Source organism: Microbacterium oleivorans (assembly GCF_013389665.1).
Taxonomy (GTDB): Bacteria; Actinomycetota; Actinomycetes; order Actinomycetales; family Microbacteriaceae; genus Microbacterium; species Microbacterium oleivorans_C.
In genome coordinates, this window is sequence record NZ_CP058316.1 from 3,048,254 (window position 1) to 3,061,636 (window position 13,383).

The following is a 13,383-nucleotide window of genomic DNA, read 5'->3' on the forward strand; positions in this document are numbered from 1 at the left end:
ACTCGATGCTCGACGGTGCGGCCAAGATCGCCGCGATGACGCAGGCGGCGTCCGACTACGGGATGCCGGCGATCGCGGTCACCGACCACGGCAACACCTTCGCGGCGTTCGAGTTCTATCGGGCGGCGCAGGCTGCCGGCGTCAAACCGATCATCGGTCTCGAGGCTTACGTCACTCCCGGTACGCACCGCAGCGACAAGTCGCGCGTCGCGTGGGGAGCGCCCGAGCAGAAGAGCGACGACGTGTCGGGGTCGGGTGCCTACACCCACATGACGATGTGGAGCGAGAGCACCGAGGGCATGCACAACCTGTTCCGGTTGAGCTCTCTCTCGAGCATGGAGGGCTACTACTTCAAGCCGCGCATGGACCGCGAGCTGCTCCAGACCTACGGTCGCGGCCTCATCGCGACCACCGGCTGTCCGTCCGGCGAGGTGCAGACGCGGCTCCGCCTCGGCCAGTACGACGCCGCGCGCGCCGCCGCGGCCGAGTTCCAGGACATCTTCGGCAAGGAGAACTACTTCGCCGAGATCATGGACCACGGGCTCTCGATCGAGCGCCGGGTCATGACCGACCTGCTGCGCCTGGCCAAAGACCTCGACATCCCCCTGGTGGCCACCAACGACTCCCACTACACGCACCAGCACGAGGCCGACGCCCACGCGGCGCTGCTGTGCGTGCAGTCCGGCTCGACCCTCGACGATCCCAACCGGTTCAAGTTCGACGGCGACGGCTACTACATCAAGACGGCTCAGGAGATGCGTCAGCTCTTCCGCGATCACCCCGAGGCCTGTGACAACACGCTGCTGATCGCCGAGCGGTGCGAGGTCGAGTTCAACACGTCCGCCAACTACATGCCGCGGTTCCCGGTGCCCGACGGCGAGACCGAGGACAGCTGGCTCGTCAAGGAGGTCGAGGCGGGCCTGCACTACCGATACCCCGACGGCATCCCCGACCGGGTGCGCAAGCAGGCCGAGTACGAGACCGGCATCATCCTGCAGATGGGGTTCCCGGGCTACTTCCTCGTCGTCGCCGACTTCATCAACTGGGCGAAGGACAACGGGATCCGCGTCGGTCCCGGTCGCGGCTCGGGGGCGGGGTCGATGGTGGCGTACGCGATGCGCATCACCGACCTCGACCCGCTCGAGCACGGCCTCATCTTCGAGCGGTTCCTCAACCCCGACCGCGTCAGCATGCCCGACTTCGACGTCGACTTCGACGACCGTCGTCGCGGCGAGGTCATCGACTACGTCACCGAGAAGTACGGCTCCGAGCGGGTCGCGCAGATTGTCACGTACGGCACGATCAAGTCCAAGCAGGCGCTGAAGGATGCCGGCCGTGTGCTGGGCTTCCCGTTCAGCATGGGCGAGAAGCTGACCAAGGCCATGCCGCCCGCGGTGATGGGAAAGGACATGCCCCTCGACGGCATGTTCAACAAGGAGCACCCGCGTTTCAAGGAGGCGAGCGAGTTCCGCGCGCTGATCGACACCGACCCGGATGCGAAGACGGTGTTCGACCGTGCGCTGGGGCTCGAGGGGCTGAAGCGGCAGTGGGGAGTCCACGCGGCCGGCGTGATCATGTCGTCCGAGCCGCTGCTCGACATCATCCCGATCATGCGTCGCGAGCAGGACGGGCAGATCGTCACGCAGTTCGATTACCCGTCGTGCGAGACGCTCGGCCTGATCAAGATGGACTTCCTGGGGCTGCGCAACCTCACCATCATCTCCGACGCCCTCGACAACATCCGGATGAACCGGGGCGAGGAGCTCGATCTCGAGCACCTCGAGCTCGACGATCGCCCCGCCTACGACCTGCTCACGCGAGGTGACACGCTCGGAGTGTTCCAGTTGGACGGTGGCCCGATGCGATCGCTGCTGCGTCTGATGAAACCCGATAACTTCGAGGACATCTCGGCCGTCATCGCGCTGTACCGACCGGGCCCGATGGGAGCCAACTCCCACACCAACTACGCGCTGCGCAAGAACGGGCTGCAGCCGATCACCCCGATCCACCCCGAGCTCGAAGAGCCGCTGCGCGAGATCCTCGACACCACCTACGGCCTGATCATCTATCAGGAGCAGGTCATGGCGATCGCTCAGAAGGTCGCCGGCTTCTCGCTCGGGCAAGCAGACATCCTGCGACGAGCGATGGGCAAGAAGAAGAAGTCCGAGCTCGACAAGCAGTACGAGGGCTTCTCGGGGGGCATGAAGGAGCGCGGGTTCGGCGAGGGAGCCGTGAAGGCGCTCTGGGACATCCTGCTGCCGTTCTCCGACTACGCCTTCAACAAGGCCCACTCCGCCGCCTACGGGCTCGTGTCGTACTGGACGGCCTATCTCAAGGCCCACTACCCGGCCGAGTACATGGCGGCGCTGCTGACGAGCGTGGGGGATTCGAAGGACAAGATGGCGGTGTACCTCAACGAGTGCCGTCGCATGGGCATCCGGGTCCTGCCGCCCGATGTCGGCGAATCGATCCGCTACTTCGCGGCCGTCGGCGAAGACATCCGCTTCGGCCTGGGGGCCGTGCGCAACGTCGGGGCGAACGTCGTCGACGGCATCATCACGGCGCGCGCCGACGACAACTACGTCAGCTTCCACGACTTCCTCACCAAGGTGCCGCTCCACGTCGCCAACAAGCGCACCCTCGAGTCGCTGATCAAGGCGGGCGCCTTCGACTCCCTCGGATCCACGCGCCGCGCGCTGATGGAGATCCACGAGGACGCCGTCGAGGCGGCGGTCGACGCGAAGCGCAAAGCCGCCACGGGCGCGATCGGGTTCGACTTCGACAGCCTGTACGACGAGTCCGAAGAGGTCATGCCCGCCAAGGTGCCGGAACGGCCGGAGTGGACGAAGAAGGACAAACTGGCGTTCGAGCGCGAGATGCTCGGGCTGTACGTGTCCGACCATCCGCTCGCGGGCCTCGAGATCCCCCTGGCCAAGCACGCGTCGACCTCCATCCACGACCTCCTCGCGTCCGAGGACGTCCAGGACGGTGATCAGGTGACGGTGGCAGGACTCGTGACGAGCGTGCAGCACCGCGTCGCCAAGCAGAGCGGAAACCCCTACGGCATGATCACCGTCGAAGACTTCGACGGCGAGGTGACGATCATGTTCATGGGAAAGACGTATACCGAGTTCCAGAGCATGCTGGTCGCGGACTCGATCCTCGTCGTGCGCGGTCGGGTGTCGCGCCGCGACGACGGACTCAACCTGCATGGGCAATCGGCCCTCTCTCCCGATCTCGGCTCGTTCGACGCGTCGGGCCCCCTCGTGCTGCTGCTCCCGGAGCAACGAGCGACGGAGTCGACGATCGGAGAGCTCGCTGCCGTCTTGCGCCGCCACAGCGGCGACACCGAGGTGTCTCTCAAGCTCCACCGTGCGGGCACCGCGAAGGTGTTCGAGGTGCCGCATCCGGTGCGTGTGACCCCCGACCTCTACGGCGAGCTCAAGGGGCTTCTCGGCCCGCAATGCCTGGGGTGAGCCGGGTAGGATCGCACCGCAGTGCAACCGCTGTGACGAAGGGAACATCGTGACCGACGAGAAGAAGAACGACTTCGACGACGACCGTCCCGTCACCTCGGCGCCGGACGGTGCAGACGCGGCGACCGATCACCACCCGCGGGTGGACGAGTCGGCCGACGACACTCGCTCCGACGCGGCCGAGAGCGAGTCCGCGTCGCCCTCCCGGCACGACGACATCGCCGAGATCGGCGACACGGCGGCCGACGATGCGACGTCCCCGTCGGTCGACGCCGCATCTGCCGGTCCCGGCTCCGAGCCGGGAACCCCGGTGACGACGGCCTCCGCCGCAACGGCGGGCGCGCCGGCGCAGTACGGGGTCGGCCCGTTGTCGATCCGCGAGACCGCGTTGGTCGGCGTCTGGGCCCTCGCCTTCATCTTCTCGTTCTTCCCCATCTACGGACGGTTCGGCGCCGGATCCTCGGTGTGGGGGGCCGGGATCGACTGGGTCCTCACGATCGGCGCGCCCACGGTGGCCGTCTTCCTGCTCGTCCTCCGCCGGTTCTCCCCTCAGGGCATCCGCCGTGTCGGCTCCCTCGGCATCGATCAGTTCGCCTCCGTCGCGTTCTCGGTCTCGGCGACGGTCTGGCTCGGCATCATCTGGGGGGCCTTCGTGGCCCTCGCTCAGACGAGGGTCTTCGTGGCCAGCTGGGTCGTCTGGGTCGAGTTCGTCCTGATGCTCGCCGGCGTCGTGCTCACCGTGGTCGCACCGCACCTGCCCGTCCTGGGTGAGGACTTCCGCCATCGACCCGACGCGTCCGCCCATCGCCTCGCGCGCGCCGCTCGACCGGTCTCGCCGCGACCCGCTTACGAGCGTGCGGTGCCGACCGCCGCGCCCTCCGGTCCGTCCGCTTCCCCCCAGCCGGCGTACGCCGGCTATGCGGCTCCGGCGGCGGCCGGTCAGAACACCTCCGAGGCAGCGCCGGCCGACGCCGCCGAGCCATTCGACGCGAACGCCACGACGGTCATCGAGCAGACGCCGGCACCCCAGGCGTTCTGGGCGCTCGCTCCCGAGGAGCGCGAGGTGCTCGACGAGAGCGGGGCGCCGCTCTTCAGCATCGGGCCCACGGCCTGGGCGCTGGTCATCGAGGACCGCGGCGAGGTCTTCGTCGTCCGTCACGAGGACGGCCGCGTGGGCTACCTGCACGAGACCCACGACGTCACGCGCGGCTGAGCGGGGCCGCCGCGAGCATTAGCCTGGAACGATGCGCACCATCGACCTGCGCGGCCGCGACCTGACGGCCGCTGAGCTGCTCGCCGCCGTACCCCGTGCCGAGGCCGCGCGCGGCCTCGCTCTCGCAACGGCGGCCGAGATCGTCCACGACGTCGCCTCGCGCGGCGAGGTGTCGTTGCGGGAACAGGCCGCGCGATTCGACGGAGTCGAGAGGTATGACGTGCGTGTTCCCGCCGCGCACCTCTCCGAGGCGCTCGATGGTCTCGATCCCGCCGTGCGCGCCGCCATCGAGGAGGCCATCCGCCGCGTGCGTCTCGCGTCCGCGGCGCAGGTGCCGCCCGACCGCGTCACCGAGCTCGGGCCCGGTGCCCGCGTCGAGCAGCGCTGGCGACCCGTGCGGCGCGTCGGCGTCTACGTCCCCGGCGGCAAGGCCGTCTATCCCTCGAGCGTGGTGATGAACGTCGTGCCCGCGCAGGTCGCGGGAGTGGCCACGGTCGCGCTGGCCTCGCCGCCGCAGCGCGAGCACGGTGGGCGTGTGCACCCCGTGATCCTCGCGGCGGCACACCTGCTGGGCGTGACCGAGGTGTACGCCATGGGAGGCGCCGGCGCGGTCGGAGCGTTCGCCTACGGCGTCGACTCGCTCGGGCTCGATCCGGTCGATGTCATCTCCGGTCCCGGCAACAACTTCGTCGCGCTTGCAAAGCGCGTCGTCGCCGGTGTGGTCGGCACCGACTCCGAGGCCGGCGCCACGGAGATCCTCATCGTGGCCGATGCCACGGCCGACCCCGAGCTCGTGGCCGCCGATCTGGTCAGCCAGGCCGAGCACGACGAGCAGGCTGCGGCGGTGCTGGTGACCGACTCGCTCGACCTGGCCGAGGAGGTCTCCCGTCGCACCGCGACTCGCGCCGCGACGACGCACCACGCAGACCGGGTCGCGGTCGCCCTCGCAGGCCCCCAGTCGGCGATCGTGCTCGTCGACGACGTCGCGGCCGCGACAGCGTTCTCGAACGCCTACGCGCCCGAGCACCTCGAGCTGCATCTCGCTGACCCGCGCCCCGACGACTTCGTCAACGCGGGAGCCGTCTTCGTGGGAGACCACACGCCGGTGAGCCTGGGAGACTACCTCGCCGGCAGCAATCACGTCCTGCCGACCGGGGGGCAGGCGCGCTACGCCGCAGGTCTCGGTGCGGCGACGTTCCTGCGTTCGCAGCAGGTGATCTCCTACGACCGCGATGCCCTGCGCACCGTGCACGACGGCATCGTGGCGCTCTCGGCCTCCGAGCAGCTACCGGCGCACGGCGAAGCCGTCTCGGCGCGGTTCGACGCGTAATCTGGGGTCGCCATGCACTGTCCTTTCTGCCGCAACCCAGACTCCCGCGTCATCGACTCGCGCACGAGCGACGACGGGTTGAGCATCCGCCGCCGCCGCCAGTGCCCGAAGTGCGGCGGTCGTTTCTCGACCATCGAGACCGCGAGCCTGAACGTCATCAAACGGTCCGGTGTGATCGAGCCGTTCAGCCGCGAGAAGGTCATGTCGGGGGTGCGCAAGGCGTGCCAGGGGCGCCCGGTGACCGAGGCCGATCTCGCCGTCCTGGCCCAGGCGGTCGAGGAGGCGGTCCGTCAGACGGGCTCGTCGCAGATCGACACGAACGAGATCGGGCTCGCGATCCTCGGGCCGTTGCGGAACCTCGATGAGATCGCCTACCTCCGCTTCGCGAGCGTCTACCAGGCTTTCGACACGCTCGAGGACTTCGAGGCCGCCATCGAGCAGCTTCGTGCCGACCACGTCACCGCACAGACCTCGGCGGAGTCGGCGGCGCTCTAGGCTGGAGCGCGATGTACCCGTTCATCTTCCGCGCTGTCTTCTCGCGCATGAATCCAGAGACGGCGCACCACCTCGTGGTCCCTGTCATCCGCCTCCTCGGGATCCCGCCGTTCTCCATCGCGGCGCGTGCGCTGACCCGTGCTGATCCGTCCCTCCGGGTCGAAGCGCTCGGTCAGGTCTTCGACTCCCCGTTCGGTGTCGCCGCCGGCTTCGACAAGAACGCGATCATGGTGCGCGGTCTGGGAGCCCTCGGGTTCGGCCACGTCGAGATCGGCACCGTGACCGCCATCCCGCAGGACGGGAATCCGCGCCCGCGGCTGTTCCGGCTCGTCGCTGACCGCGCCCTCATCAACCGGATGGGGTTCAACAACCGGGGCGCCGCGGCCGCGGCATCCCGGCTCCGACGGCTGCGCCGGCTCTCGCCGCGGCCGGTCATCGGGGCGAACATCGGCAAGAGCCGCGTCGTCGAGGTCGACGACGCGACCGCCGACTACGTCTCCAGCACGGGGCTCATCGCACCCGAGGCCGACTACCTCGTCGTGAACGTCTCGTCACCCAACACGCCCGGCCTGCGCGGGCTTCAGGCTGTCGCGACGTTGCGCCCGCTGCTCGAGGCGGTGCGCGATGCCGCAGGCACGACCCCGCTCCTCGTGAAGATCGCCCCCGACCTCGAGGACGACGAGGTGACGGCGATCGCGACGATGGCGGTCGATGCGGGGCTGGCCGGCCTGATCGCGACGAACACGACGATCTCGCGCGCAGACCTGATCACCGACGATGTCACGGTCGAGGAGATGGGTGCGGGTGGACTGTCGGGTGCGCCACTGCGCCGCCGTTCGCTCGAGGTGCTCCGGCTGGTGCGGGCAGCCGTGCCGGCGGAGTTCTGCGTGATCGCCGCCGGGGGAGTGGAGACCGCCGCCGACGTGGAGGAGCGGCTGCAGGCCGGAGCGGACCTGGTTCAGGGGTACACCGCGTTCATCTACCGCGGCCCGCTGTGGGCGCGCCAGATCAACCGTGAGCTCGTGCGGCTCAGGCGGGGCGCTGGCCGCGCTTGACCTGCGGCTTCGGCAGTCGCATGAAGCGCATCTGGATCGAGCGCATCGCGCCGTACCAGCCCAGGCCCTTCTCCAGCCGCTCGGCCCCGAACTTGGCGCGGGCCGCCTTCTTCACGCGGGCGCTGGTGAGCACCATGTCGCCGATGACGAGCAGGATGAACGCCCACAGCGCGATGAACGCATAGAAGGTCACGGCGTTGGAGCCGAGGAACGTGACGATGATCACGAGCACCATCGCTCCCATGACCAGCTCGCCGAGGTGCCAGCCGGCATCGACGTAGTCCCGCACGAACCGACGCTGCGGGCCCTTGTCGCGCACCGGCAGGTAGCGCTCGTCGCCGTTGGCCATGCCGATGCGGGCTTTGTCGCGCCGCTCGGCCAGCTCGGCGCGGGCGCGCGCCTTGGCCTCCTTGGTGTCGGGCACCAGCGGGCGCTTGCGAGCCGCCTCCTGGGCGGCACGGCTGGGAGTGGGACGGTTCTTGCCGGAGCCCGTCGACGCCGCGGTGGCGTCGTCCGGAGCAGGGGCAGCGGGAGTTTTGGCCACGGGGATCCTCGGGTTCTGCGACGAACGTGCCTTCTAAGATTACCCGCATGACCTCCGAATCTCCTCGGTCCACCGCTGTGCGCGACGCCGCCCTGTCCGCCGTGCCCGCTGCCCTCGCCGATCTGGGCGCTCTCGTGCGCATCCCCTCGGTGGCCTTCCCCGGCTTCGACCGGGCCGAGGTCGAGCGCAGTGCGACTGCCGTCGCCGCGCTCGCGCGGGGCCTCGGCATCTTCGACCGCGTCGATGTCGCGACCGCGATCGTCCCCGAGACGGGAGAGGAGGGGATGCCGGCGGTGCTCGCCACGCGGGCCGCACGCAACGGCCGGCCGACGATCCTCCTCTACGCCCACCACGACGTCCAGCCGGTCGGTGACGAGTCTCTGTGGGAGTCGTCGCCCTTCGAGCCGACGGTGCGCGGCGGGCGGCTGTACGGTCGCGGCGCCGCCGACGACAAGGCCGGGGTCATGGCGCACATCGGCGCTCTGCGCGCCCTCGCCGAGGTGGCGGGACCGGACTTCGACCTGGGCGTGAACCTGTTCATCGAGGGCGAGGAGGAGGCGGGGTCCGCGTCGTTCGCCGCGTTCCTCGCCGACAACGCCGAAGCGCTGCGCGCCGACGTCATCGTCGTCGCCGACTCCGGCAACTGGGATGCCACGACACCGGCCCTGACCGTTTCGCTGCGGGGGAACGCCCGCTTCACGATGACCGTGCGGACCCTGGAGCACGCCTCGCATTCGGGGATGTTCGGCGGAGCCGTTCCCGATGCGATGCTCGCCACCGTCACGCTGCTGTCGACCCTGTGGGACGAGACCGGAGCGGTGGCAGTGGCCGGGTTGACCGAACGCGACGCCGAGACACCCGCGTACTCCGAGGAGACCCTGCGCTCGGAGGCGGGGCTCCCCGCCGGCGTCGCGCCGATCGGCGGTGGCTCGATCCTGTCGCGGATCTGGAACAAGCCCTCGATCACGGTGACCGGGATCGACGCCCCGAGCGTGCGCAATGCGTCGAACACCCTGAGCCCGGAGGTCTCGGTCGTGATCTCGGCGCGAGTGGCGCCGGGGCAATCGGCAGCGGACGCCTACCGCGCGATCGAGGAGCACCTGCGCGCCCACGCTCCGTTCGGCGCGGAGCTGACCTTCCGTGACGTCGAGACCGGAAACCCGTTCCTGGTCGACACCCGTGGCGAAGCGGTCGCCCACGCCCGGGCCGCGCTGGCCGAGGGGTACGGTGTCGAACCGGTCGACATCGGCGTCGGCGGCTCGATCCCCTTCATCGCCGATCTCGTACGCGAGTTCCCCGAAGCCGAGATCCTCGTGACCGGGGTGGAGGACCCGCACTCGCGCGCCCATAGCCCCAACGAGTCGCTCCACCTCGACACGTTCCGCCGGGCCCTGGTGTCCGAAGCCCTCCTGCTCGACCGACTCGACGCGACCACGCGTTGACCGACCGTCGCGGATCCGCTGCGGCGGCCGCCCCGGGCGCCGGTGCCACGCGTAGAATCGTGGCACCGGCCGACTGTCCTGCGGCCCGAGACTCGGGAGAATCATGACCGACATCGCCACGTCCGAAACCGTCCGTGCCCACGGCGTCTCGCTCACCGATGAGGCGGCGCTCAAGGTGAAGCGCCTCCTCTCGCAGGAGAATCGCGACGACCTCCGCCTCCGTGTCGCCGTCCAGCCCGGCGGATGCAGCGGCCTCATCTATCAGCTCTACTTCGACGAGCGCTTCCTCGACGGCGACCAGGCCGTCGACTTCGACGGCGTCGAGGTCATCGTCGACGACATGTCGGTGCCGTACCTCGACGGTGCGACCATCGATTTCAAGGACACGATCTCGGAGCAGGGCTTCACGATCGACAACCCCAACGCCGCGGGCTCGTGCGCGTGCGGCGACAGCTTCCACTGACGCCCGCCCGCGCGACGTCCTCGTCGCCGACATCCTGAGTGGATGGCCTGAATCGGGTGGAAGCTTGCCCTAGACTGAAGGTCGAACCATTCGTCCCGGAAAGGTGCACTGTGCGCTTCAAACGCCGCCTCCGCTGGGCCGTGATCCCACTCGGGATCGTCACGGCAGTCTCCCTCGCAGCTTGTACACCGACGGAGCTGAACGGCTACCTCCCGGGCTTCACCGACGATGGCACCCAGGCCACGAACCGCACCGAGATGGTGTCGGGTCTGTGGGTCAACTCCTGGATCGTCCTGCTGGCCGTGGGCGTGCTGACGTGGGGCCTGATGGCGTTCGCGGCGATCGCCTACCGCCGCCGTCGCGGCCAGACCGGTCTCCCGGTCCAGCTGCGCTACAACATGCCGATCGAGATCTTCTACACGATCGTCCCTCTCATCCTCGTCATCGGGTTCTTCGCGTTCACCGCGCGCGACCAGTCGATCCTCGAGACCCAGTACGACGACCCCGACGTCTCCATCACCGCCATCGGCAAGCAGTGGGCGTGGGACTTCCAATACAACGGCGACGAGGAGGACAACTCCGACGCCGTGTGGAGCATGGGCGTCCAGGCTCAGCCCGAGGCCAACGGCGACGTCGACCAGGCGGCGCTGCCGACGCTGGTGCTCCCCGTCGACAAGACGGTCAAGATCAACCTGCAGTCGCGCGACGTCATCCACTCCTTCTGGGTCATCGACTTCCTCTACAAGAAGGACATGTACCCGGGGCGCGACACCAACTCGTGGTCGTTCACGCCGACGCGCGAGGGCACCTACGCCGGCAAGTGCGCCGAGCTCTGCGGCGAGTACCACTCGATGATGCTCTTCAACGTCGAGGTCGTGTCCGAGGCCGAGTACGAGGACTACCTGGCGTCGCTGCGTGCGGCAGACCAGACGGGCGACATCAACGACGCCTACGACCGCCTGCAGAACGCCCCGGGAACGGGCGCGGTCACCGATTCAGCCGAGGGAAGCCACTGATGGCGACGACACTTCCGCTCCAGGGCGAACAGCCCTCGGGCCGCCCCACGACCCTTCCGCCGCGCCAAGCGGCGCTGCTCAGCGCATCGCGCGTCGAGCAGAAGGGCAACATCATCGTCAAGTGGATCACCTCCACCGACCACAAGACGATCGGGTACATGTACCTGATCGCGTCGGTGCTGTTCTTCCTCCTCGGCGGTGTCATGGCGCTGATCATCCGCGCGGAGCTGTTCGAGCCCGGCATGCAGGTCGTGCCCACCAAAGAGCAGTACAACCAGCTGTTCACGATGCACGGCACCATCATGCTGCTCATGTTCGCGACGCCGCTGTTCGCCGGATTCGCCAACGCGATCCTGCCGCTCCAGCTCGGCGCGCCCGATGTGGCGTTCCCGCGTCTGAACGCGTTCGCCTTCTGGCTGTTCCTCTTCGGCTCGATCATCGCCATCTCGGGCTTCCTCACCCCGCAGGGTGCAGCCTCGTTCGGATGGTTCGCGTATCAGCCGCTCGCCAATGCGACATTCTCGCCCGGCGCCGGTGGCAACCTGTGGATGCTCGGCCTCGGAATGAGCGGTTTCGGCACGATCCTCGGTGGCGTGAACTTCATCACGACGATCATCACGATGCGTGCGCCCGGCCTCACCATGTGGCGGATGTCGATCTTCTCGTGGAACACGCTCGTCACGAGCATCCTGATCCTGATGGCGTTCCCGGTGCTCGCCGCCGCGATCTTCGCCGCGGCATCCGACCGCGTCCTCGGATCTCACATCTACGACCCCGCCAACGGCGGCGTCCTGCTCTGGCAGCACCTCTTCTGGTTCTTCGGCCACCCCGAGGTCTACATCATCGCTCTGCCGTTCTTCGGCATTGTGTCCGAGATCCTGCCGGTGTTCAGCCGTAAGCCGATCTTCGGATACAAGACGCTCATCTACGCAACCATCGCGATCGCGGCGCTCTCGGTCGCGGTGTGGGCTCACCACATGTACGTCACCGGGGCCGTGCTGCTGCCGTTCTTCGCGCTCATGACGATGTTGATCGCCGTGCCGACAGGCGTGAAGATCTTCAACTGGATCGGAACGATGTGGCGGGGCTCCGTCACCTTCGAGACACCGATGGTCTTCACCCTCGGCTTCCTGGTGTCGTTCGTCTTCGGTGGCCTCACCGGCGTGATCCTCGCATCGCCGCCGCTGGACTTCCACCTCTCCGACTCGTACTTCGTCGTCGCGCACTTCCACTACGTCGTCTTCGGAACCGTCGTGTTCGCGATGTTCGCCGGCTTCTACTTCTGGTGGCCGAAGTGGACGGGACGGATGCTCAACGAGCGCCTCGGCATGGTGCACTTCTGGATGCTGTTCATCGGCTTCCACATGACCTTCCTCATCCAGCACTGGCTGGGCGTGGACGGCATGGTGCGACGCTACGCCGACTACTCGGCCGCCGACGGCTGGACCTGGCAGAACCAGGTGTCGACCATCGGCGCGATCGTCCTCGGCGCCTCGATGATCCCGTTCTTCCTGAACGTGTGGATCACCTCGCGCACCGCGCCGAAGGTCACCGTGAACGACCCGTGGGGCTATGGAGCATCGCTCGAGTGGGCGACCAGCTGCCCGCCGCCGCGCCACAACTTCACGTCGATCCCGCGGATTCGCAGCGAGCGTCCCGCGTTCGACCTCAACCACCCCGAGGCCGCCATCCCGGTCGGCGTGGGCCCTGCGAAGGATGCCCCCGATGCGCCGGTTGTGGACGTCGCCGATGGAGAGGTGAAGTAAGTGAAGACCAACATCAACCTCTGGTGGGTGCTGACGTGGTTCTTCTTCGCGGTGTTCGTCACGTACACCGTCTGGAACCTCGTCGGCAACACGGGCCAGGAGCTGTGGTGGCACCGCATCGAGTGGGTCGGATCGACCGCTCTGCTGTTCACCGGCTTCATGGGCGCGATGATCGCGTTCTACGTGTCACGCGTGCACAAGGCGCAGGGCGGCGAGCTGCCCGAGGACTCGCTCACGGCCGACATCGATGACGGTGACCCCGAGCTCGGCGAGTTCAGCCCGTGGTCGTGGTGGCCGCTCGTTCTCGCCTTCGCCGCAGCCGTGTTCATCATCGGTCTCGCGGTGGGCCAGTTCCTCCTTCCGATCGGCTTCGCGATCTTCGTCGTCGCCATCGTCGGCTGGGTCTACGAGTACTACCGCGGATACTTCGCACGCTGAGCCGGTCGCGGACGCCCGCGTCGGACGATGGCCATCGCACTCCGGTGCGGTGGCCATCGTCGTCTTCACCGGCGCGTCCGTGCGGTTGCGCCGCTGCATCCCGCCCATCGCGCTGACCCGACACGCGGACGTTCGCGTCGAGATC

11 protein-coding genes are annotated in these 13,383 nt (G+C 68.3%); 10 read left to right on the forward strand and 1 reads right to left on the reverse strand.

Annotated elements, in window-relative coordinates:
* Nucleotides 1–5 precede the first annotated feature (5 nt).
* From dnaE to HW566_RS14490, 5 genes are read left to right on the forward strand one after another with little or no spacing between them, the layout of a single operon-like run.
* Nucleotides 6–3,476, forward strand: coding sequence for a DNA polymerase III subunit alpha (dnaE, locus tag HW566_RS14470; protein ID WP_256728969.1), 3,471 nt, complete (start codon nucleotides 6–8; stop codon nucleotides 3,474–3,476).
* Nucleotides 3,477–3,525: 49 nt separating this feature from the next.
* Nucleotides 3,526–4,689, forward strand: coding sequence for a hypothetical protein (locus HW566_RS14475; protein ID WP_256728752.1), 1,164 nt, complete (start codon nucleotides 3,526–3,528; stop codon nucleotides 4,687–4,689).
* A 31-nt stretch (nucleotides 4,690–4,720) separates the two neighbouring features.
* Nucleotides 4,721–6,019 (forward strand): histidinol dehydrogenase, encoded by a 1,299-nt coding sequence (gene hisD, locus HW566_RS14480; RefSeq protein WP_178014029.1) that lies wholly within the window; start codon nucleotides 4,721–4,723, stop codon nucleotides 6,017–6,019.
* Nucleotides 6,020–6,031: 12 nt separating this feature from the next.
* Nucleotides 6,032–6,514, forward strand: a complete 483-nt coding sequence (gene nrdR / locus HW566_RS14485) for a transcriptional regulator NrdR (RefSeq protein WP_178014031.1) — start codon at nucleotides 6,032–6,034, stop codon at nucleotides 6,512–6,514.
* A gap of 11 nt (nucleotides 6,515–6,525) precedes the next feature.
* Complete coding sequence (locus tag HW566_RS14490) at nucleotides 6,526–7,569, forward strand: quinone-dependent dihydroorotate dehydrogenase (RefSeq protein WP_178014033.1); 1,044 nt, start codon at nucleotides 6,526–6,528, stop codon at nucleotides 7,567–7,569.
* On the opposite strand, the gene HW566_RS14495 is transcribed toward HW566_RS14490, so the two are convergent.
* A complete protein-coding gene (locus HW566_RS14495) occupies nucleotides 7,544–8,113 on the reverse strand; it encodes a DUF3043 domain-containing protein (protein WP_178014035.1) in 570 nt (189 codons plus the stop codon). The two genes, HW566_RS14490 and HW566_RS14495, sit on opposite strands and share 26 nt — an antisense overlap.
* 47 nt (nucleotides 8,114–8,160) lie before the next feature.
* Here HW566_RS14495 and HW566_RS14500 point away from each other — a divergent pair, with 47 nt between their 5' ends.
* The 5 genes from HW566_RS14500 to HW566_RS14520 all read left to right on the forward strand — a co-directional run bounded on the left by HW566_RS14500 (nucleotide 8,161) and on the right by HW566_RS14520 (nucleotide 13,238).
* Nucleotides 8,161–9,555 (forward strand): dipeptidase, encoded by a 1,395-nt coding sequence (locus tag HW566_RS14500; protein WP_178014036.1) that lies wholly within the window; start codon nucleotides 8,161–8,163, stop codon nucleotides 9,553–9,555.
* A 103-nt stretch (nucleotides 9,556–9,658) separates the two neighbouring features.
* Nucleotides 9,659–10,018, forward strand: a complete 360-nt coding sequence (gene erpA / locus HW566_RS14505) for an iron-sulfur cluster insertion protein ErpA (protein ID WP_178014038.1) — start codon at nucleotides 9,659–9,661, stop codon at nucleotides 10,016–10,018.
* Nucleotides 10,019–10,128: 110 nt separating this feature from the next.
* On the forward strand, nucleotides 10,129–11,034 hold the full coding sequence (gene ctaC / locus HW566_RS14510) for an aa3-type cytochrome oxidase subunit II (RefSeq protein ID WP_178014040.1): 906 nt from the start codon (nucleotides 10,129–10,131) through the stop codon (nucleotides 11,032–11,034).
* Complete coding sequence (gene ctaD, locus HW566_RS14515; RefSeq protein WP_178014042.1) at nucleotides 11,034–12,800, forward strand: aa3-type cytochrome oxidase subunit I; 1,767 nt, start codon at nucleotides 11,034–11,036, stop codon at nucleotides 12,798–12,800. Before ctaC ends, ctaD begins: the two co-directional genes overlap by 1 nt.
* On the forward strand, nucleotides 12,801–13,238 hold the full coding sequence (locus HW566_RS14520; RefSeq protein WP_178014044.1) for a cytochrome c oxidase subunit 4: 438 nt from the start codon (nucleotides 12,801–12,803) through the stop codon (nucleotides 13,236–13,238).
* Nucleotides 13,239–13,383 lie beyond the last annotated feature (145 nt).

What these genes read in the sequence shown, in the direction of transcription:
- HW566_RS14490 (WP_178014033.1), top strand. Translation starts at nt 6,526, where the DNA reads ATGTACCCGTTCATCTTCCGCGCTGTCTTCTCGCGCATGAATCCAGAG.
- dnaE (WP_256728969.1), top strand. Translation starts at nt 6, where the DNA reads ATGCTCGACGGTGCGGCCAAGATCGCCGCGATGACGCAGGCGGCGTCC.
- hisD (WP_178014029.1), top strand. Translation starts at nt 4,721, where the DNA reads ATGCGCACCATCGACCTGCGCGGCCGCGACCTGACGGCCGCTGAGCTG.
- HW566_RS14500 (WP_178014036.1), top strand. Translation starts at nt 8,161, where the DNA reads ATGACCTCCGAATCTCCTCGGTCCACCGCTGTGCGCGACGCCGCCCTG.
- erpA (WP_178014038.1), top strand. Translation starts at nt 9,659, where the DNA reads ATGACCGACATCGCCACGTCCGAAACCGTCCGTGCCCACGGCGTCTCG.
- ctaD (WP_178014042.1), top strand. Translation starts at nt 11,034, where the DNA reads ATGGCGACGACACTTCCGCTCCAGGGCGAACAGCCCTCGGGCCGCCCC.
- nrdR (WP_178014031.1), top strand. Translation starts at nt 6,032, where the DNA reads ATGCACTGTCCTTTCTGCCGCAACCCAGACTCCCGCGTCATCGACTCG.